At 65.0% G+C, this 21,402-nt stretch carries 17 protein-coding genes; 11 read left to right on the top strand and 6 right to left on the bottom strand.

The features are described 5' to 3' along the window. Window positions 1-45 precede the first annotated feature (45 nt). Window positions 46-1,287 carry an MFS transporter gene (locus tag WHZ77_RS23600; protein ID WP_375310141.1) on the top strand — a complete coding sequence of 414 codons (1,242 nt, stop codon included), beginning with the start codon at window positions 46-48 and terminating at the stop codon, window positions 1,285-1,287. Here the strand turns inward: WHZ77_RS23600 and WHZ77_RS23595 are convergent. From WHZ77_RS23595 to hpaH, 6 genes are all read right to left on the bottom strand, one after another. Next, window positions 1,265-2,893, bottom strand: coding sequence for a thiamine pyrophosphate-dependent enzyme (locus WHZ77_RS23595; RefSeq protein WP_375310140.1), 1,629 nt, complete (start codon window positions 2,891-2,893; stop codon window positions 1,265-1,267). The two genes, WHZ77_RS23600 and WHZ77_RS23595, sit on opposite strands and share 23 nt — an antisense overlap. A 25-nt stretch (window positions 2,894-2,918) precedes the next feature. Next, window positions 2,919-3,788, bottom strand: coding sequence for a fumarylacetoacetate hydrolase family protein (locus WHZ77_RS23590; protein WP_375310139.1), 870 nt, complete (start codon window positions 3,786-3,788; stop codon window positions 2,919-2,921). A 2-nt stretch (window positions 3,789-3,790) separates the two neighbouring features. Then, window positions 3,791-4,774, bottom strand: a complete 984-nt coding sequence (hpaD, locus tag WHZ77_RS23585; protein ID WP_375310138.1) for a 3,4-dihydroxyphenylacetate 2,3-dioxygenase — start codon at window positions 4,772-4,774, stop codon at window positions 3,791-3,793. 145 nt (window positions 4,775-4,919) lie between these two features. Continuing rightward, entirely contained in the window at window positions 4,920-6,458 is a 1,539-nt protein-coding gene (gene hpaE, locus WHZ77_RS23580; RefSeq protein WP_375310137.1) for a 5-carboxymethyl-2-hydroxymuconate semialdehyde dehydrogenase, read from the bottom strand. Continuing rightward, complete coding sequence (locus tag WHZ77_RS23575) at window positions 6,451-6,849, bottom strand: 5-carboxymethyl-2-hydroxymuconate Delta-isomerase (protein ID WP_375310136.1); 399 nt, start codon at window positions 6,847-6,849, stop codon at window positions 6,451-6,453. Before WHZ77_RS23575 ends, hpaE begins: the two co-directional genes overlap by 8 nt. Window positions 6,850-6,879: 30 nt before the next feature. Beyond that, a complete protein-coding gene (gene hpaH, locus WHZ77_RS23570) occupies window positions 6,880-7,686 on the bottom strand; it encodes a 2-oxo-hept-4-ene-1,7-dioate hydratase (protein ID WP_375310135.1) in 807 nt (268 codons plus the stop codon). Between the two features lie 111 nt (window positions 7,687-7,797). Between hpaH and hpaR the strand changes: the two genes are divergently transcribed. From hpaR to WHZ77_RS23520, 10 genes are all read left to right on the top strand, one after another. After that, complete coding sequence (gene hpaR, locus WHZ77_RS23565; RefSeq protein ID WP_375310134.1) at window positions 7,798-8,316, top strand: homoprotocatechuate degradation operon regulator HpaR; 519 nt, start codon at window positions 7,798-7,800, stop codon at window positions 8,314-8,316. Between the two features lie 273 nt (window positions 8,317-8,589). Beyond that, window positions 8,590-9,735, top strand: coding sequence for an ABC transporter substrate-binding protein (locus tag WHZ77_RS23560; protein ID WP_143844112.1), 1,146 nt, complete (start codon window positions 8,590-8,592; stop codon window positions 9,733-9,735). An 81-nt stretch (window positions 9,736-9,816) separates the two neighbouring features. After that, window positions 9,817-10,689 carry a branched-chain amino acid ABC transporter permease gene (locus tag WHZ77_RS23555; protein ID WP_375310133.1) on the top strand — a complete coding sequence of 291 codons (873 nt, stop codon included), beginning with the start codon at window positions 9,817-9,819 and terminating at the stop codon, window positions 10,687-10,689. Continuing rightward, entirely contained in the window at window positions 10,686-12,464 is a 1,779-nt protein-coding gene (locus tag WHZ77_RS23550) for an ATP-binding cassette domain-containing protein (protein WP_375310132.1), read from the top strand. The genes WHZ77_RS23555 and WHZ77_RS23550 overlap by 4 nt, the downstream gene beginning before the upstream one ends. Further along, entirely contained in the window at window positions 12,464-13,192 is a 729-nt protein-coding gene (locus tag WHZ77_RS23545; RefSeq protein ID WP_375310131.1) for an ABC transporter ATP-binding protein, read from the top strand. Before WHZ77_RS23550 ends, WHZ77_RS23545 begins: the two co-directional genes overlap by 1 nt. A 228-nt stretch (window positions 13,193-13,420) precedes the next feature. After that, window positions 13,421-14,197: an HpcH/HpaI aldolase/citrate lyase family protein gene (locus WHZ77_RS23540; protein ID WP_375310130.1), complete on the top strand. Its 777-nt coding sequence runs from the start codon at window positions 13,421-13,423 to the stop codon at window positions 14,195-14,197. A 165-nt stretch (window positions 14,198-14,362) separates the two neighbouring features. Next, on the top strand, window positions 14,363-15,886 hold the full coding sequence (locus WHZ77_RS23535; RefSeq protein ID WP_375310129.1) for a UxaA family hydrolase: 1,524 nt from the start codon (window positions 14,363-14,365) through the stop codon (window positions 15,884-15,886). Window positions 15,887-16,072: 186 nt separating this feature from the next. After that, entirely contained in the window at window positions 16,073-16,594 is a 522-nt protein-coding gene (locus WHZ77_RS23530) for a PAS domain-containing protein (protein ID WP_375310128.1), read from the top strand. Then, a complete protein-coding gene (locus WHZ77_RS23525; protein ID WP_375310127.1) occupies window positions 16,572-17,876 on the top strand; it encodes a methyl-accepting chemotaxis protein in 1,305 nt (434 codons plus the stop codon). Before WHZ77_RS23530 ends, WHZ77_RS23525 begins: the two co-directional genes overlap by 23 nt. Window positions 17,877-18,127: 251 nt before the next feature. Next, entirely contained in the window at window positions 18,128-21,397 is a 3,270-nt protein-coding gene (locus WHZ77_RS23520) for a DUF2126 domain-containing protein (protein WP_375310126.1), read from the top strand. Window positions 21,398-21,402 lie beyond the last annotated feature (5 nt).

Below are 21,402 nucleotides of genomic sequence, written 5' to 3'. Positions count from 1 at the left end.
TCGCGGCCTTCGCTCGTCTAAGGTTCCGGCGGGGGAAAAGGCGACATGGCGACGACACAACTCTCGGCCGGGACGACGACGGCCAACCGCACCGGCCTTTATCTGGCCGTGCTGCAACTGGTGTTCACGCTGGGCTGGACCACCTACGTCATCTATCTCCCGAAGCTCGCGGCCGAAGTCGGCATCGCGCCATCCGCCGTCATCCTCATCCTGATGCTGGACCAGGCGATCTTCACCATCGCCGACACGGCGATGGGGATCGCCGCGGACAAGCTCGCGCCCCATGTCGGCAGGCTTGGCCTGTTCGTCGGGCTCGTGGCCGCGATCTCCTGCGGCGCGTTCGTTGCCATGCCCTTCGTTGCTGGCGTGGGCGCGGCAGCGCAGGTCTGGTTCATCCTGCTGATCGTGGTCTGGTCGATCACCTCGTCTGCCTTGCGCGCGCCGCCGCTGATCCTGCTCGGCAAATACCGCGCAAGGCCACAGGTGCCGTTCCTCGCAGCGCTGGCGATGTTGGGCTATGGCGTCGCCGGCGCGGTCTCACCCTATCTCGGCGTGGTGATGCGCGAGCACGATGCGCGGCTGCCGTTCGTGATCTCCAGCGTCGTGCTGCTGCTCACGGCGCTGGGGCTGTCGCGGATCGAGCACGATGTCGCGCGCGATACCTCGCCGCCGACGCCGGCCGAAGCGGCAAAGCCGCTGGGCCTGGTGCCGATCATCTTCATCGTCGCGATGGTGGCGCTGGCACTCGGCTTTCAGTTGCACTTTGCAATGAACAGTGCGCCGTCCTATCTGCGCTTTGCGAGGCCCGAGGAGCTGCCATGGCTGATGCCGGTGTTCTGGATCGGCTTCAACATCGCGATGTTTCCGGCGAGTCTCGTCGTCAAACATCGCGGCGGCCTGATCGTGATGGGTGCCGCCGGATTGATCGGCGCCGCCGCGATCGCGGCAGCGGAGCTCGCTGGCAGCCTGAACACGCTGATCGCCGCGCAGTTTCTCGCCGGCGCCGCATGGGGCTGCATGCTGATGAGCGCGGTCTCGGCTGCGCTGGCGATCGGCTCGACCGGTGCGGAAGGCAAGGTCACCGGCCTCGTTTTCTCGGCACTGGCGCTCGGCACCTTCGCGCGCATGGCGGCGGTCGCTGGCGGCTTGCAGAAGATGCCGGACTACGCGCCCCTGCTGCATTGGGCGCCGGTCGCCTGCTGGTCGGTCGCTGGCGCCGGCTTGCTGGTGATCGCGGCGGCGCGACTACAGGGTGGCGTTCACCTCAAGGCTTCGGCGGGTGAATGAACGCCCACGGGCTCACCTCGGAATCTCGGGTCACCTCGACCGAGATCAGGTACGGCCCGTCATGGGCCAGCGCCTTCTCCATCGCCGCCTTGAACTGGTCCGGCGCGGTAACGCGGGCCGCCGCGACGCCGAATGATTCCGCCAGCTTGACGAAATCCGGGTTGACGAGATCCGACGCCACCACGCGGCCGTCGAAGCGTTCGCGCTGGTCGCGGCGGACGTTGCCATAGGCGTTGTTGTTGAACACCAGCGTCACCACGCCGATGTTGAACTGCACGGCGGTGGCAAGCTCCTGCACGCCGAACATGAAGCCGCCGTCTCCGGTAATCGCCACCACCGGCTTATCAGGATTGGCGACCTTGGCGCCAAGCGCGGTCGGGAAGCCCGAGCCGAGCGTGCCCTGATAGCCTGACGTAATGAAGGTGCGCGGCTCGTAGATCGGAAAGCCGTACCAGGAGGCGAAGCCGAACTGCGATAGTTCGTCGGTGACGATCGCATTCGCGGGCAGCACCTCGCGCAGGATGTTGAGATACGCCATCTGCGGCTGGATGCGCTGGATTTCTGCCAGCGCGGTCGCGGTTGCCTCGCGGATCGCGGCACGACGTCCGGCGGTCCTGCTGTAGCCGGCCTTGCTGACGGCGGCGGCGAGGTCGGCGGTCGCGGCCTTGGCATCGGCCACGATCGCGGTGTCACAGACAACACGGCGCATTTCGGCGGGATCGATATCGATGCGAACCGACTTCAAGCCAGGCGGTTGGTAGGGCCAGCGGAAGCCCGATACGGGCAGCTCCGCGCGGGTCCCGATTGCGATCATCAAGTCGGTCTTCGCCCACAGCTTGTAGGCGGCCGCCATGGTCAGCCCGAGTTCGTGCGCATTGGAGACGATGCCGCGCCCGCTGCGGAAGGCGACCACGGGCGCATCGATCATCTCGGCGAGCGCGAGGATCTCCTCGCCGGCCTCGATCGCACCGCTGCCGACGAAGATCATCGGCGCCTTGCTGTTCTTGATCAGCCTGGCGGCCTGCTTGATCATATCGGGGTCGGGCCGCGGCGCGGGCAGCGGCTCCAGCACCTGTGCCGCCGCGGTGTCCGCGCGCAGGGTGAAGACATCCCAGGGCATCTCGACGGAGGCGGGGCCGCGGCGGCCCGAGGTCATCTCCTGGAAGGCACGTGCGACCACCGTCGGCGCGTATCCGGGATGCTCGATCCGCTCGGCCCATTTCACATAGGTTCGCAAGGTCGCGAGCTGGTCCGGCATCTCGTGGAGATGGCCGCGGCCCTTGCCCAGGAACTGCGTTGGCACCTGGCCGGTGACGCACAGCACCGGCTCGTTGCAGCCAAACGCGGTGAGCAGCGCTGCGCTGGCGTTGAGCACGCCGGGGCCGGGCACCACGCTGAACACGCCGGGCCTGCCGCTGGAGCGCGCATAGCCGAACGCCATGTAGCCGCAGGCCTGCTCGTGCCGCGCGCCGATCACCTTGAGCTGGGCCTGGTGGAAGGCGTCGAACAAGCCATAGACCTGCGCGCCGGGCAGGCCGAACACGGTGTCGACGCCATGGGCGACAAGGCCACTTACGATCGCTTCGCCGCCGGTGAGGGTGGTCATTGCATCATTCCACTTCAATTATTGATCAGGCTTCGTCGACGACGCCGTTGCGCAAGGCCCCGATGCCCTCGGCCGCGATCTCGACGACATCGCCGGGCTTCAAATAGCGCGGCGGATCGAACCGTGCACCGGCGCCGGTCGGCGTGCCCGTGACGATGATGTCGCCGGGAACGAGCGTTGCGAAGGTCGAGATATAGCTGATGAGGGTGCGGAACGGAAACATCAGCCGACTGGTGCGGTCATCCTGCCGCAGCTCACCATTGACGTGTGTGGTCAAGCGAATATCGGCGATCTGCGCTTCCCTGGTGTAGGGCACGAGCCATGGCCCGAGGCTGCCGCTGGAATCGAAGTTCTTGCCCTGCGTGACGTTGAATTTGCCATGGCGCAGCCAGTCGCGCACCGAGCCTTCGTTGCAGAGCGTGAGCGCGGCAATGTGGTCGAGCGCGGCGCTTTCCGGAATGTGCCGGCCGGGCTTGCCGATCACCAGCACGATCTCGCCCTCATAGTCGAGCTGCGCAGAGGCACGCGGGCGCACCAGCGGGGTGTCGTGGCCAACGAAGGAGCGGGGCGAGCGCATGAACATGCTCGGATATTTCGGCGCGTCCTGACCGTCCTTGTACTCGGCGTTGCGGTCGGGATAGTTGACGCCGATGCAGATGATCTTTTCCGGTCCCGGCACTGGCGCAAGCCAGGTGACGTCGCCGAGCGCATGGTCCGGCGTGCGGCTGGCTGCCTCTTCGGCGAGGCTCGCGAGCTTTCCTGCGGCGATCACCTCGCGCAGCGTCGGATAATCCTTGGCGTGGTGTGGCGAGAGATTCACGATGCCTCCCTCCAGCACGGCGCCGTAGCGGGTTGCACCCTTGACCGAGTAGGTGGCGAGGCGAGGGAGTCTCATCGTCAATCCGCCACCAGCACGTCGGCCACAAACTTGGGTTCTCGGACGGCCTGCCCCGTGAAGGGCGAGCCCTGCTCGAACCACGAGCGCGGCGCCGGTGCGCCCCACAGCGTCTGGCGGCGCGGATCGCGCAGCGACCAGCGCAGCGGCTCGTGGTCGTGATCTCCGGTAAAGTAATCGCTGGTATAGAGCTCCAGCCGGTGTCCATCAGGATCGCGGACGTAGAGGAAGAACGCATTGGAGATGCCGTGGCGCCCGGGCCCGCGCTCGATGTTCTTCACGTAGCCGGAGGACGCCATCACGTCGCAGAGATGGATGATGTTCATCGCCGTCGGCGTCCAATAGGCGAAGTGGTGCAGCCGAGGGCCCTTGCCGTTGGTGAAAGCGAAGTCGTGGACGTTGCCCTTGCGATGCATCCAGGCCGCGGCGATGCGGCCGTTCGGTCCGTCCTCCTCGGCATATTCGCTGAGGCGGAAGCCGAGCCGCGCATAGAACTCGACAGTATCCTGCACCTCGGCAGCGAAGACGTTGAAATGGTCGAGCCGCTGCGGATGGCAACCCTTGTAGAGGTCGAAGCGGCGGAGCAGATGCGGCCGCCGGTCCATCGTCGCATAGAGCTCGATCTTGAAGCCGAAGGGATCGGTGAATTGCAGCGTGCGACCCTGGAAGGGCTGGTCGACGAAGGCGTAGCTGAGGCCATTCTCGGAGAGGAAGGCCGCGGCCTTGTCGAGATCCCCGTCGTTGCCGACCTTGAAGCCGAGCCGGGCGCAGGCGGGCACCGCCGCCTTGCGCAGCACCAGCGAGTGATGCTGGTGCTCTTCGGCTGCGCGCAGGTAAACCACCTTGTCGTCGGCATCCTCGACATGCAGGCCGACGGTGGTCTCGTAGAACGCGCGGCTGAGCTTCAGATCGGTCACGTCCAGCACGACGTGGCTGGAGCGGATGATGTTGAAGGGCGGCTCGAAGACGTGTTGCGGTACCGGCATTGGCGTTTCCCCCTTTGTCATTCCGGGGCGGCTCGCAGAGCCGAGCCCGGAATCCATCGCGCGGCAGAGTCAGTAGAAAAATGGATTCCGGGCTCGTGCTCCGGGCGCTTGCGGTCCCGTCGCACGCCCCGGAATGACCGTTTCCCTAAATCCCCAGTTTCTGAATCTTGTGCGTGCCCCGCGCCAGCGAGACATGCTTGGTTTCCATGTAGAAGTCGAACGAGTAGTCGCCGCCGTCGCGGCCGATGCCGGAGGCCTTCATGCCGCCGAACGGCGTCGGCAGGTGGCGGACATTCTCCGAGTTGAGCCAGATCATGCCGGCCTCGAGCGCGTCGGCGACGCGCAAGCTCCGGCCGACGTCGTTGGTCCAGACATAGCCGGTGAGGCCATAGCGGATGTCGTTGGCAATCTCGATCGCATCCTTCTCGTCGCGGAAGGGCAGCACGGTGAGGAAGGGGCCGAACACTTCCTCCTGCGCCACCCGCATCTTGCCGCTCGCGCCGGTCACCAGCGTCGGCTCGACATAATGTCCGCCGCCGGGGCCGTCATAGGCCTTGCCGCCGACCGCGATCACAGCGCCATCCTGGCGTGCGACGTCGAAATAGGAGCAGACCTTGGCCAGATGCCGTTCGTGGATGAGTGGCCCGATCTCGGTGGCGGGATCGAGGGGATGGCCGACCTTCAGCGCCTTCACTCGCGCGGTCAGCTTCTCGACGAACTTATCGGCGATGTTCTGCTGGATCAGGAGGCGGCTGGATGAGGTGCAGCGCTCGCCGTTGAGCGAGTAGATCATGAACACGACGGCGTCCAGCGCGCGGTCGAGATCCGCGTCGTCGAACACAATCACCGGATTCTTGCCGCCGAGCTCGAAATGCACGCGCTTCAGCGTCGGCGCGCCTTGAATCATGATCGCCGAGCCCGTCGCGCTCTCGCCGACAAAGCCGATCGCCTTGATGGCGGGATGCTCGGTCAGTGCCTTGCCGGCCTCTTCGCCAAAGCCATGGACGGTATTGAGCACGCCGTCGGGCACGCCGGCCTCCTTGACGAGCCTTGCAAGAATAGCCGCCGTCACCGGCGACCACTCTGCGGGCTTGTGCACGACGGTGCAGCCCGCCGCGAGGGCAGGAGCGATCTTCCAGGTCGAGAGCATGAACGGCGTGTTCCACGGCGTGATCACGCCGACCGGACCGATCGGTACGCGGGTGGAAATATTCCAGTGCTCGTCGCTCGGCGTATTCTGGCCGTCGCGCGCCTCCGCGCATTTGTCGGCGAAGAAACGAAAATTCTCGGCGGCCCGGATCGCGGCCTTGGCCATGAAGCGATAGGCCTGGCCGGTGTCGATGCATTCGAGCACCGCGATGTCGTCGGCATTGTCCTCGATGGCGTCGGCCACGCGATGCAGCAGCTTCTTCCGCATCGCCGGTCCCATGTCGCGCCAGGACTTGAAGGCGAGCGCGGCAGCCGTGGCCGCGGCGTCGATGTCCTCGGCGTTGCCACGGGCGACGCTTGCAAGCACCGCGCCGTCGACCGGTGACTTCGTCTCAAAGGTCTCGCCGGATATGGACGGAACGATCTTGCCGTCGATCCTGTGGCCGATGCCGTCGGCGCGGAGTTTTTTCAGCAGCGGCGCGACGCGGTCGCGGTTGGCCCGAAACACATCGGCTTTCGGCGTGGGCTTATCCATGGGCGGCCTCCACTTTCAGGGCGTCGTGGATGTTGTTGCGCTTCCAGCTGGTGTCCTTGTCGTTGATCTGCATGTCGAACGACAAGGCGAACTTGCTGGCGGCGAAGACGGGATCGAGGTGTTTTGAGAGCGTCTGGAAGACGTGTTCGCCGGCTTTTTGGCGGGTCGGAAGGTCGCGGCCCTCGCCGATGCGCAGGACCATGTCGAGAAAACCGTAATCCTGCCTGCTATCCGCGATCGCGTAATGCTCGCACCTGACGGCGCGCACGCGGATGCCGCCGAGCGGGAAGATGCCGGTTTCGACCGCCGCCTTGCGCACGACCTCGCACACCGCCGCTATGTCGAGGCGGCCATCGAGATTGGCCGAATATTCGATCGTGAAATGCGGCATCGCGGTTTCACTCCCTGTGTCTTTGTTCGCCTAAGCGAAGTAGCAGCTGACAGAGCCGTAGGCGCCATAATCGGCCTGAATTGTGTCGCCCTTGCGGGTCTCGATCGGACGGATGAAGGAGCCGGCGAGCACGACCTGTCCCGGTTCGAGCGCAAGGCCGAGCGGCGCGATCTTGTTGGCGAGCCAGGCGACGGCGGTCGCGGGATGATTGAGCACGCCGGCGGCTAGGCCGGTTTCCTCGAGCTGGCCGTTCTTGAAACACAGCGCACCGATCCAGCGCAGATCGGCGTCCAGCGGACGGATCGGCCGGCCGCCGAGCACGATGCCGGCATTCGCGGCGTTGTCGGCGATGGTGTCGTAAATTTTTCGCGTCGCCTTGGTGTTGGGATCGACGCGCTCGATGCGGGTATCCAGGATCTCCAGCGCCGGCACCACGAAGTCGGTGGCGTTGAGCACGTCGAACATCGTGCAGTCTGGTCCGGCAAGACGCTCGCTCATGACGAAGGCGAGTTCGGCCTCGACGCGCGTGGCGATGAAGCGCTCGGTCGGAATGATCCCGCCATCGGCGAAGAACATGTCGTCCAGCAGCACGCCGGAATCCGGCTCATTGATATTGAGCGCGCTCTGCATCGCCTTCGAGGTCGGGCCGATCTTGTGGCCCTTGACGACCCGCCCTTCAGCGATCTTGACGTCGACCCAGGCCTTCTGAATCGCGTAGGCATCGGCGATGGTGATGTCGGGGAAGTCCTGCGAGAGCTGCCGGATCTGCGTGCGGGTCTTCTCCGCGTGGTGCAGACGCTTCGCGCAAGCTTGGATATCGTCGCTGGAAAGCGCCATCTGTGATCTTACAAATCGTGGTGCCGAAAGATACTTAACATGTTAAGTGAATGCGTCAAACGCAAATTGAGCTTGCTGCACTGCAAACGTTTTGCGGCTTGAAAGGGCGATATGGCGAAGAGACCGGCTGATCCCGCAAACGCAGATGCGCCGTCCGCGCGGCAGGTGCCGATGCGCGACTTCTCGCGGTCGCTGCCGATGTCGCTGCTGCGGGCGCGCGAGGCCGTGATGCGGCAGTTCCGCCCCAAGCTGCGTGAACACGGCCTTACCGAGCAGCAATGGCGCATCCTCCGTGCGCTTGCGTCCATTGAAGCAGCGGAAGTTACGGAACTCGCGCGCACCGCGTTTCTCCTCGGGCCGAGCCTGTCGCGTATCCTGCGCGATCTCGAGGCGCGCAATTTGATCGAGCGCAAGACCGCAAAGGCTGACCAGCGCCGCACCATGGTGTCGATCTCGAAAGAGGGCGTGAAGCTGATGGCTGCGGTCGCGCCGTCCTCGGAAGCGATCTACGCCGAGATCACGCAGCGCTTCGGCGCGCGCAAGCTCGCCGAGTTGCAGGAGATGCTCGGACAGCTGGAGTTGTGCCTCGCTTCCACCGGCGCGAGTGATGAAGTCACGGATGAAGCGTAACGGCAAATTTGCATGATCGCTTTCCCACGACGCATGACTATCGTCATTGCATAACGCGTGAGCAGCGTCATCGCCGCGAAAAGCACTGAGAATAGACTGCTGTCGCGGGTGTGAATCACTATTGGGTGCGTGCTCTGCGCATTTAGTCGATGTTGGCGCAATATCAATTTACTCGTATCGGCAGAATTCGTAACTAGCATCCGGTTCTGCATTCAGCGATAGAGCCAAGACAAAGAAGGGCCGACAAGGATGCCCGGCCCCAGGGAGGAATGAATGAGACTGACGAGACGCGACTTCGCGGCCGGAATTGCTGCCGGCATTGCCGCGCCCTACCTCATCAAGAGCGCGAACGCGCAAGGCGCCACCATCAAGATCGGCATGTGTGCGCCGGTCACGGGTCCCGCCGCCGAGTCCGGCGGCTACGCCATCAAGGGCGCCAAACTCGCGCTCGAAGCCGTCAACAAGGCGGGCGGCATCCTGGGCAAGCAGGGCGAGTTGATCGTCGAGGACGACCAGACCACCAATCCCGGCATCGTGCTCGCGTTCTCCAAGCTCGCAGCGCAATCCGACATCGTCGGGTTCCTTGGTTCGATTCGTTCGACCCAGGTGCACGCGATGGCTCCCGACGTCATCAAGCTCGGCAAGCCGGTGATGATCGGCGGTACCGATCCGAACCTGACGCATATGGGCAATCAATGGCTGTTCCGCTTCCGGCCCAATGACAGCTATTCCGGCCGCGTCATCGCGGAATACGGCGTCAGCACGCTGGGCAAGAAGAAATGGGCGGTGTTGCACTCTACCGATGCGTTCGGTACCGCGGGCGGCAAGGCGTTGACCGGCGCGCTCGAAAAGCTCGGCGCTCCGCCGGTGCTCGACCAGGGCTACGCCAACCAGAGCCAGGACTTCACACCGGTCGTGCTCGCCATCAAGCAGTCGGGCGCGGATATCCTCGGCTCCTACTTCACCTTCGAGAACGATCTCGGCATCTTTGCCCGCCAGTTGCGCCAGCTCGGCGTGAACATTCCGTGGGTCGGCTCGCCCTCGATCGTCAACATCACCGCGCTGAAGCTGGCGGGACCGGCGCTCTACAACACCTACGGTGTGGCGGATTACGCCGAGGATTCCAGCGAAGGCTCGAAGGCGTTCGGCAAGCTCTACCGCGATGCGGTCAAGGTCGCGCCCGACAACCAGAGCTCATGGACCTATGACGCCGTGACAGTCCTGGCGGCGGCGATCAACAAGGCCGGCTCCACCGATCCCGGCAAGATTCGCGAATCCATCCTCGCGATCAAGAAGTTCCCGGGTGCCGAGGGCGAATACAATTTCGATCAGAACGGCGACGGTCTCCACGGCTACAACATCGTGAAGAACGAGAAGGGCAAAATCGTCTTCGACAAGCACATCGAGTTCAACGACTGACAGAAACGACCTCTCCGATGCCGGTCGGGGAGGTCGTGATGTCTTTTGTCGAACCTATTTGACCTCCAACAAAAGCTTGTCATGGATCTTGCCCTACAGCTCCTTTTTACCGGCATCGGCATCGGCGCCGTCTACGCGCTCGTCGCGCTCGGCTTCGTGCTGATCTTCCGTGCCACCAACGTGGTGAATTTTGCCCAGGGCGAATTCTCCATGGTCGCGGCCTATCTGATGGTGGTCGCGATCGAAGCTGGTCTGCCCTATTGGGCGGCCTTCATCGTCGCGCTGCTCGGCATGGCGCTGCTCGGTGTGGTCTTCAATCTCGGCGTCTATTATCCGCTGCGCCACCGCACCTATCTGCCTGTCATCATCGCCACCATCGGCGCCTCGATCCTGCTCGCCAATTCCGTGCTCGCGATCTACGGCCCGCAGCCGCAGGTGCTGGAAGGCTGGTTCGAGACGCCCGGCATTCAGGTCGGCCCGGTCTATCTCGACAGCCAGTACCTCCTGATCATCGGCGTCACCATCTGCCTCGTGATCTTCAATTTCTGGTTCTTCGAGAAGACCCTGCTCGGCAAGAAGCTGCAGGCGACCTCGCAGGACAAGGAGATGGCCTCGCTGCTCGGCATCTCCGTCTCGACGATGATCATGATCACCTTCATCTATTCGGCGGTGCTCGGCGGTCTCGCCGGCATTCTCGTCGCGCCCGTGCTGTTCGTCTCGATCCAGATGGGCTCGACGATCGCGCTCAAGGCCTTCGCGGCCACCATCATCGGCGGTTTCGGCGATGTCGCCGGCGCCATCATCGGCGGTCTCGCCCTCGGTGTGATCGAGACCTTTGGTGCGGCCTATATCTCGGTGCCCTACAAGGACGGCTTCGCCTTCCTCGTTCTGGTCGCCTTCCTGATCTTCCGGCCGCAAGGCATCTTCGGCGAACGCGTGGCGGAAAAGGCATGAGCGCACCCAGCGACAACATGCCGATTCCGGCGCCCGCCATCCGTTCGAAACCGCTCGTGGTCCGGCACCTGCCGTACTTCATCGGCGCAGCGATCCTGGTCGCGCTCGCGGCCAACATGCGTTTCGACGGATACGTTCACAACATCCTGCTGCAGGCCACCACGTTCTCGATCGCCGTGTTCGGGCTCTCGGTGGTGCTCGGCCTGTGCGGCCAGATCAATCTGGCGCAGGCCGCGTTCTTCGGGCTCGGCGCCTATGCGGTCGGCATCGGGACGAACGATCTGCATGTCAGCTTCTGGCTGTGCCTCGCCGGCGGCTGCGTGATCTCACTGCTCGCGGGCGCGTTTCTGGGCATGTCGACCTTGCGGCTCGGCGGTCATTACCTCGCGATGGTCACGATCTCGTTCCAGCAGATCGTCACGCTGGTGATGATCAACGCGATCTGGCTGACACACGGCCCCGACGGCGTCTCCAACATCAAGCGGCCCGACCTGTTCCAGTCGTCGCAGAGCTATCTCGCCTTCTGCGTGGCGATGCTGGCGATCGTCGGCTATCTGGTCTGGCATCTCTCCGACACCAAGCTCGGCCGCGCCATGCGCGCGGTGCGCGACAACGAGCTTGCGGCCGGGGTCAACGGCATCGACGTCTTCCGCACCAAGATCTATGCGTTTGCGCTCTGTGCGTTGCTCGGCGGCCTCGCGGGCGGACTTTTCGCGGGCGGATTCGCCTATGTCAGCCCCGATCAGTTCTCCTTCGCGGAATCGATCGTGTTCCTGACCATGTCGCTGCTCGGCGGCGTAGCCTCGCCGATCGGCTCGGCGATCGGCACGGGCCTCTTGATCCTGATCCCGGAATGGCTGCGCTTTCTCAAGAGCGTGCCGGGCCTTTACCTCGCCATCTACGGCCTGTTCGTGATCCTGATCATCCGCTTCATGCCCGACGGCATCTGGGGCTTCGCCGCGGACGCGTTTGCACGCTGGCGCGCCAAGAGCGCAGCGCCTCCGGTGGCGGGCGCCTTGCATCTGAAGCCGGCGACAATTGGCGGCGACTTCGTGCTGGAGGTCACCGGCCTGTCGAAGCACTTCGGCGGCCTCAAGGCCGTCGACGGCGTCGATATCGCGGTGAAGCGCGGCGGCGTGCATGCGCTGATCGGGCCGAACGGCTCGGGCAAGACCACGACGCTCAACGTGCTCTCGGGCCTCTACCAGGCGACGGCCGGCAAGATCGTGCTCGACGGCACCGACATCACCAACATGCCGCCGCATCGGCGCACGGCCTCTGGTCTCGGCCGTACGTTCCAGAACATCCGCCTGTTCCGTTCGATGACGGCGCTGGAGAACGTCGAGATCGGCGCGGAGCGGCCCGGTAATACCATGGTCGGGAAGGGCGACGACGCCCTGACCGAACGCGCGATGGAGGCGCTGACCTTCGTCGGCCTCGGCAGCCGCGCCAACGAGCTGATCTCTAGCTTCTCCTACGGCCATCAGCGCCTGATCGAGATCGCGCGTGCGCTCGCATCGAACCCGACGCTGTTGCTGCTCGACGAGCCCGCGGCGGGACTCAACTCGACCGAGAAGCTCGAGCTGCACGAGCTGCTCAAGCGCATCGCGGCGCAGGGCCTCACCATCCTGATCATCGATCACGACATGACGCTAGTCTCGGAAGCCGCCCAGCACATCACGGTGCTCAACTTCGGACGCCGAATCGCGGACGGCGAATCCATGGCCGTGCTGCGTCATCCGGACGTCGTCTCCGCCTATCTCGGGAGCGAATGATGCCGTTGCTCGAAATCCGCAATCTGGTCGTGCGCTACGGCGAGATCGAAGCGCTGCGCGGGATCACCTGCGCCGTGGAGGAGGGGCAGGTCGTGACCTTGCTGGGCGCCAACGGCGCCGGCAAGTCGACGACGCTGCGCGCGATCTCCGGCCTTGCCAAGCCGACCTCGGGCGACATCCTGTTCGACGGCAAGTCGATCGCGGGCCTCGGCCCGGAAGCGATCGTCCGCATGGGCATCAGCCACGTGCCCGAAGGCCGCCGCGTCTTTCCGGGGCTGACGGTGAAAGAGAACATCATGCTCGGCGCGTCCAATCGCCGGGCCTCGACCTCGGAGATCTCGCGCGAGGCCGATGCGATGTTCGATTTGTTCCCCGACATCCGCAAGTTCGCCGACGCGCTCGGCTGGACCTTGTCCGGCGGCCAGCTGCAGATGGTGGCGGTGGCGCGCGGGCTGATGGCCAAGCCGCGGCTGCTGCTATTGGACGAGCCGTCACTCGGCCTTGCGCCTGTCATCGTGCAGGCCGTCTTCAAGATCATCTCCGAGATCCGGCGCAACACGACGGTCCTGCTGGTCGAGCAGAATGCACGCATGGGCCTGTCGGTCGCCGATTACGGCTATGTGCTGGAGACCGGCCGCATCGTGCTCGGCGGCAAGCCCGACGAGCTTTGGGGTAACGAAGCCATCCGCGCCGCCTATCTCGGCGGCCATGCCAAGGTGAGTGCTTAACCGGAGGGTTCCGTCCGGGGTCACAATCCGGATTGGCATCCCCTTGCCGGATGAACCCGGGCGGCGATACTGTCGCCGCCGTCGAGGTCCGCACCCAGTGGGCGAGCGCATAGGTCTTGCGTCATTGCGAGCGTAGCGCGGCGGTCAGGTTGGCGCTAACAACAGGGTCGTGCTGTCGCGGCGTTCGGCGTGGTGCCGAAGACCCCAACAACAAAGAAGGAAGGCAACGTGGCGAACAAGGTCAAGGAAATCTGGAAGTCGGGCAAGGCCGTGGTCAACGCATGGCTGGCGATTCCCTCCGGCTTCTCGGCCGAGATGGTCGCGCAATGCGGCTTCGACAGCGTCACCGTCGACATGCAGCACGGCGTGCAGGACTATCTGTCGATGGTGCAGTGCTTCCAGGCGATGGACAAGCATCCGGTCACGCCGATGGTCCGCGTGCCCTGGAACGAGCCCGGCATCATCGGCAAGGTGCTCGACGGCGGCGCCTATGGCGTGATTTGCCCGATGGTCAACACGCCGCAGGAGGCCAGGAACCTCGTCTCCTATGCCAAATATCCGCCGAAGGGCGTGCGCTCCAACGGTCCGATCCGCGCCGGCATGTACGGCACCGCTGGCTCCTACCAGAAGACGGCGAACGACGATATCGTGCTGCTTCCGATGATGGAGACCCGGACCGCGGTCGAGAACATGGAAGCGATCCTCGACGTCGAGGGCATCGACGGCGTCTATATCGGCCCGTCCGACCTCGGCTTCTCCTACGGCCTCGAGCCGAAGCTCGACCGCACCGAGCCCGAGATCCTCGCGATCTACGACAAGATCATCAAGGAATGCGGCAAGCGCGGCCTCAACCCGGGCATCCATTGCAGCGGCGCCGAAGGCGCGGCGCGCGCCATCAACATGGGCTTCAAGCTGGTGACGCTCTCGAACGAAGTCGGCCTGATGGCGACTTACGCCAAGATGCAGGTCAATGCGACCCGCAAGGATTCCGGCGGCAAGGCGTAAGGTCTCCTGTCCCGGACGCGATGCGGCGTGTAACGCCGCTTCGCGGAGCCGGGACCCGGAGGCCTGCGAAGTACATGACGTGACAACTGAGCCCCGGACCCAGCGCATCGTTTCACGCTGCGCTGGGTCCGGGGCACGATAGTTGAAGACCCAAGGAGACCTCCCATGACCATCAGCCCCGTCATTCGCCTGCATCCCGATGATGGCGTGCTGATTGCGCGCGCGAGCCTGCCGCCTGGCACATTGGTGGCTGACGGCGTGACGACGGTCGAGCGCATTCCCTCCGGCCACAAGGTTGCGATCAAGCCGATCGCGGTGGGCGAACCCATCAAGCGCTACGGCCAGATCATCGGCTTCGCGACCATTCCGATCGCACCGGGCCAGCACGTGCACGTGCAGAACTGCGGCATGGGCGACTTCGCCAAGGACTACGCCTATTGCGTCGACGTCAAGCCGACGCCGAACTTCGACCTGCCGGCGACCTTCGAGGGCATTCGCCGCCCGGACGGCCGTGTCGCCACGCGCAACTATATCGGTATCCTCACCTCGGTGAACTGCAGTGCGCATGTCGCGAGCCTCGTCGCCGACGTCTTCAAGAAGAATCCCTTCACCGGCGACAATCCGTTGGCCGAATTCCCCAATGTCGACGGCGTGGTCGCGCTGACCCACAAGACCGGCTGCGGTATGACGCAGAACGAGCCGCTCGCGCTGCTTCGCCGCACGCTCGGCGGTTATGCGCGGCACGTCAATTTCTCCCACGTCATCGTGCTCGGTCTCGGCTGCGAGGTGAACCAGATCGGCGGCCTGATGGAAGAGCAGAAGCTCGCCGGCCGCCTGCGCGCGATGGACATCCAGGAGGTCGGCGGCACCCGCAAGACGGTGGAAGCCGGCATTGCCTTCGTGCGCGAGGCCCTCGCTGACTCCAACAAGGTGAAGCGCGAGAGCGTCGCCGTGAGCGAGCTCACCGTGGCGCTGCAATGCGGCGGCTCGGACGGCTATTCCGGCGTATCGGCCAATCCCGCGCTTGGCGCGGCCAGCGATCTCATCGTGCGTCACGGCGGCACCGTCATCCTGTCGGAGACGCCGGAGACCTACGGCGCCGAGCACCTGCTCACCCGCCGCGCTGTCAGCCGCGAGGTCGGCGAGAAGCTGGTCGATCTCATGCGCTGGTGGGACGAGTACACGACGCGCGAAGGCGCCGAGATGAACGCCAATCCGAGCCCCGGCAACAAGGCCGGCGGCCTCACCACCATCCTGGAGAAATCGCTCGGCGCAATGGCCAAGGCCGGCACCACCAATCTCGTCGACGTGCTGCGCTATGCAGAACCCGTGACCAAGCGCGGTTTCGTGTTCATGGATACGCCCGGCTACGATCCCGTCGCAGCCACGGGGCAGGTCGCCGGCGGCGCCAATCTGGTCTGTTTCACCACCGGCCGCGGTAGTGTGTTCGGCTGCAAGCCGGCGCCGTCGATCAAGCTCGCCACCAACACGCCCATGTACAAGCGCATGGAAGACGACATGGACGTCAATTGCGGCACCATCCTCGAAGGCGAGGAGACGGTCGAGCAATGCGGCCAGCGCATCTTCGAGTTGATTCTGAAGACCGCCTCCGGCCAGCCGACCAAGAGCGAGAGCTTCGATTTCGGCGGCGCCGAGTTCGCTCCCTGGGTGCTGGGCGCGACGATGTAATTGCGTCCAGCGCGCTTCGCCGCGGAAATACGCAGGATCAGCGGGAGGCGTCCGTAAATTTACGGAGGCGCCTTGTAGCCGCACGGGTTCCCGCGGTCACGCATGATTAATACATTCTGCCGTATTCCGATGGCGATGCGGGCTCCACTTCTTCGAGGCGTTGCCCTTCGAAAGGGTACGTCAACGATGACGCGAGCGATACGGCCTACCGGCGTGGAGGATTTCCTCGGTGAAGAGGAACTGATCGTGTCGAAGACCGATCTCAAGGGCCGCATCACCTACGCCAACGACGTCTTCATTCGCATGGCGAAATATTCCTACGCAGAGCTGATGGGCGAGCCCCACAGCATGATCCGCCACCCCGACATGCCGCGCTGCGTCTTCAAGCTGCTGTGGGACACGCTGCAGTCCAGGCAGGAGATCTTCGCCTACGTCGTCAATCTGGCGAAGGACGGCAGCCATTACTGGGTGTTCGCCCACGTCACGCCGACCTTCGACGAGCGCGGCAATATCGTCGGCTATCACTCCAATCGCCGCAAGCCGGATCCGGCGCAGATCGAACGCATCAAGCCGATCTACAAGACGCTGTGCGCCGAAGAGGCGCGGCATGCCAATGCCAAGGACGGCATGCATGCCAGCTTCGATGCGATGGTCGGACTGCTCAAGCAACAGGGTGTCGGTTACGATGAATTTGTGCTCTCTCTCTAAGGCGCAGGGAGCGACCGCGCTCGCGTGTGTTCTTGCCGTCGTTGCATTCGCCGTTTCGCTGCTCGGCGTGACCGGCATCGCCGGCGCGGCATTGGCGGGCGCGACGGTCGCGTTGCTCGGCTACGCCGTCTGGTGCCAGCAGCGCACGGCGGTGGCCGTCGATGAGGTTGCTGACGTCTGCCGCAAGGCGGCGCGCGGCGATCTGGAGGCGCGCATTCTCAGCAGCCGGCAGGCCGGGCGGATCGGGGCGATCCAGAAGTCGGTCAACGACATGCTCGACATCACCGACGCCTTCCAGCGCGAGGCCTCCGCGTCGATGGACTATGCCAGCCGCGGCAAGTATTTCCGCAAGATCCTCGCGCGCGGTCTGCCTGGCTCGTTCCGTCGCTCGGCGGTCGTCATCAATTCCGGTACCGACAGTCTTGGCCGTCGCGTAGTCGAGATCGCGGACCTCGCAAATCAGTTCGGCACGCATCTCGACCAGGTCGCAGGCACGCTCATGGGCGCCGCGACCGATCTCGAATCCGACGCCGGCCAGATGGCGGCGGCGGCCGAGAAGACCAGCCGGCAGACCTCCGGCGTGCTCAGCGCCTCCGACCGGGCCTCGCGCAACGTCGCGACGGTCGCGAGCGCGGCCGAGCAGCTCGCATCCTCGATCGCCGATATCGGCCGTCAGGTGGCCGGCTCGACCACGAGCACGGGGCGCGCGGTGAACGAGGCCAATCGCGCCGGCAGCGAGATCCGTTCGCTTGCGGACGCGGCGCTCCGGATCGGCGACGTCGTCAAGCTGATCAGCGAGATCGCCGAGCAGACCAACCTGCTCGCCCTCAACGCCACCATCGAGGCGGCGCGTGCGGGGGAAGCCGGCCGCGGCTTTGCGGTCGTGGCCTCCGAGGTCAAGAGCCTCGCCAACCAGACCGCGAAGGCGACCGAGGAGATCAGCGCCAAGGTCGGCGAGATGCAGCAATCGACCGCCAATTCGGTCGCGGCCGTCGAGGCGATCGCGCAGACCATCACCGAGATCAACGGCATCACCGCCGCAATCGCGACCTCGATCGAGCAGCAGGGCCTGGCGACCCGCGAGATCGCCCGCAACGTTCACGAGGCCTCGTCCGGCACGTCGCAGGTCTCGACCAACGTCACCGGCATCAGCGAGGCCGCCGCCGACACGGGACGCGTCGCCAGCCGCGTCAACAGCGCCTCCGAACGCGTCCATGGCGAGGTCGAGACGCTGCGGCGCGAGGTGAACCAGTTCCTGCAGCGGCTGACCTCGGCAGCGTAGGGTCGCCTCACATGAGGTCGTCATGGCCGGGCTTGACCCGGCCATCCACGTTCTTTGGGACCGCACAAGAAGGTCGTGGATGGCCGGGACGAGCCCGGCCATGACGCGGTGAAGCGCCAAACTCTCGTCTCTTATGCGATTGCCCCGTGGACCGACGGGGTACTTCCTAGGCACCCTCTGCCCGTTGTTAGTGCTTGATCGCACCGACCTCAGGTGTTCTGCTCAAAAAAGCTGCTGGAGCATCGCACCCCGTGTCGATCTACGTCGCATTACACCACGTCACGCACTACAAATACGACCGCCCGATCGATCTTGGCCCGCAGACCATCCGGCTGCGGCCAGCGCCGCACACGCGCACGCCGATCCTGAGCTATTCGCTCAAGGTCACGCCGGCCAACCATTTTGTGAACTGGCAGCAGGACCCGCAGGGCAACTGGCTCGCCCGCTACGTCTTTCCGGAGAAAGCGACCGAGTTGAAATTCGAGGTCGATTTCACGGCGCAGATGACCGTGGTCAATCCGTTCGACTTTTTCGTCGAGCCCTACGCCGACAGCTTTCCGTTTGAATATCCGAAGGACTTGAAGACGGAGCTGGCCCCGTATCTGGAGACGATCAAGCCCGATCGCCTGTTCGCGAAATACCTCGACACGATTCCGCACGAAGCCCCGAACACGGTCAATTTCCTGGTCGACGTGAACAGGGAGCTGCAGAAGAAGATCAGCTACATCATCCGGATGGAGCCGGGCGTGCAGACGCCGGAGGAGACGCTCACTTCCTGCGCCGGATCCTGCCGCGACTCCGCCTGGCTCTTGATCCAGACCTTCCGTCATCTCGGTCTCGCCGCGCGTTTCGTCTCCGGCTATCTGATCCAGATCCGTCCCGACATCGATCCGATCGAGGGACCGCCGGAGGTGGAGAACGACTTCACCGACCTGCACGCCTGGGCCGAGGTCTATCTGCCGGGCGCAGGCTGGATCGGTTTCGACGCGACCTCCGGCATGCTCGCGGGCGAGGGGCACATCCCGGTCGCCGCCACGCCGCATTATCGCTCGGCGGCGCCGATCTCCGGCGGTGCCGGCTTTGCGGAAGTCGAGTTTGCCTTCGACATGAGCGTCAAGCGCATCCGCGAGGCGCCGCGCATCACCAAGCCGTTCTCCGACGAGGCCTGGGCCCGGCTCCACGATCTCGGCGAGCAGGTCGACGGCGATCTCGCCTCCGATGACGTGCGGCTGACGATGGGCGGCGAGCCCACCTTCGTATCGGTCGACGATCTCGAAGCGGCGGAGTGGAATACGGAGGCGGTCGGCCCGACCAAGCGCGCGCTCGGTGACGATCTGATCCGCCGCCTGCGCACGCGCTTCGCGCCCGGCGGCCTTCTGCATTACGGCCAGGGCAAATGGTATCCGGGCGAAAGCCTGCCGCGCTGGGCCTTTGGCCTCTATTGGCGCAAGGACGGCGTGCCGATCTGGAAGAACGCCGATCTCATCGCGAAAATCGAAAATCCCCGCCGCGCCGAGGTGAAGGACGCCGAGGTCTTCATCGAGGGCGCGGCGCTGCGGCTCGGGCTCGACCCCGGCTACATCATGCCGGCCTATGAGGACACCGCGCTCTGGCTTCAGAAGGAGGCCGAGCTTCCCGTCAACGTCGATCCGTCCGACTCAAAATTGGCCAATCCGGAAGATCGCGCGCGCATGGCGCGCGTGTTCGAGCAGGGCCTCAACACGCCGCGCGGCTTCGTGCTGCCGGTGCAGCGCTGGAACGCGCCGCCGCGCTGGCGCAGCGAGCGCTGGCAATTGCGACGCAATCATCTGTTCCTGATGCCGGGCGATTCCCCGCTGGGCCTGCGCCTGCCGATCGGGTCGCTCGGCTACGTTCCGTCCAACCAATATCCCTACATCGTCGAGCGCGACCCGATGGAGCCGCGCGGCAAGTTGCCGGTGTTCACCCTCGAAGCGCGCCCGGAAGCGCCGCCGCGGGCCCCGCCGGAGCAACTCAACACGTCCGTCCCGGTCCGGACCGCGCTGTCGGTCGAAGTCCGCGACGGCGTGCTCTGCGCTTTCATGCCGCCGGTCGAGCGCATCGAGGATTATCTCGAAATGGTCGCGGCGCTCGAAGCCACCGCCGAGGAGATGCAGCTCCAGGTTCATGTCGAGGGCTACCCGCCGCCGTTCGACCCGCGTATCGAGGTGATCAAGGTGACGCCAGATCCTGGCGTGATCGAGATCAACATCCAGCCGGCGAAGAGCTGGCGCGACGCGGTCGATATCACCACCGGTCTCTATGAGGACGCGGGCAAGGTGCGCCTCGGCGCCAACCGCTTCCTGGTCGACGGCCGCCACACCGGCACCGGCGGCGGCAATCATGTCGTGATCGGCGGATCCAGTCCGGAGGACTCGCCGTTCCTGCGCCGTCCCGACCTGCTCAAGAGTCTCGTGCTGTACTGGCAGCGGCATCCGTCGCTGTCCTACTTCTTCTCCGGCCTGTTCATTGGCCCGACCAGCCAGGCGCCGCGCATCGACGAAGCCCGGCACGACAGCATCTACGAGCTCGAGATCGCGCTCTCCCACGTGCCACCGCCGGGCTACCAGACCCCGCTCTGGCTGGTGGACCGCCTGTTCCGGCACCTGCTCGTCGACATCACCGGCAACACCCATCGCGCCGAGATCTGCATCGACAAGCTGTATTCGCCGGACGGGACCACGGGGCGGCTCGGCCTCGTCGAATTCCGCGCGCTCGAAATGCCGCCCGATCCGCGCATGTCGCTGGCGCAGCAGCTGCTGATCCGCGCGCTGATCGCAAAATTCTGGCGCGAGCCGCAATCCGGCAAGTTCGTGCGCTGGGGCACGGCGCTGCATGACCGCTACATGCTGCCGCACTTCATCTGGGAAGATTTTCAGGACGTGCTGTCCGAGCTGAAGCAGTCCGGCTACCCGTTCGAGGCGGAATGGTATCTGGCTCAGCTCGAATTCCGTTTCCCCGCCTTCGGCCGTATCCATCATGGCGGCGTCACGCTGGAGCTGCGGCAGGCGCTGGAGCCCTGGCATGTGCTCGGCGAGGAGGGCTCGGCCGGCGGCACGGTGCGCTATGTCGACAGCTCGGTCGAACGGCTCCAGGTCAAGGCGGAGGGCTTCGTCGAGGGGCGCCACATCGTCACCTGCAACGGCCGCCGCCTGCCGATGACCTCGACCGGCCGCTCCGGGGAAGCCGTGGCCGGTGTCCGCTTCAAGGCCTGGCAGCCGGCCTCCGGCCTGCACCCGACCATTCCCGTTCACGCGCCCCTGACGTTTGACCTGATCGACACCTGGAACGGCCGCTCGCTCGGCGGCTGCGTCTATCACGTCGCCCATCCCGGCGGCCGCAGCTACGACACGAAGCCGGTCAACACCTACGAGGCCGAGGCGCGGCGGCTGGCGCGCTTCCAGGACCACGGCCATACGCCGGGCCCGATGCAGCCGCCGCCCGAGGAACGCACAAATGAGTTTCCGCTGACCCTCGACTTGCGGACCCCGCTCCTGCAATGAGTATG

Origin of the sequence: Bradyrhizobium sp. A5 (assembly GCF_042076515.1) — a bacterium.
Lineage (GTDB): Bacteria > Pseudomonadota > Alphaproteobacteria > Rhizobiales > Xanthobacteraceae > Bradyrhizobium > Bradyrhizobium cosmicum.
Note: the sequence above shows the minus strand (reverse complement) of the source record. Positions and strands in the feature narration are given on the sequence as shown.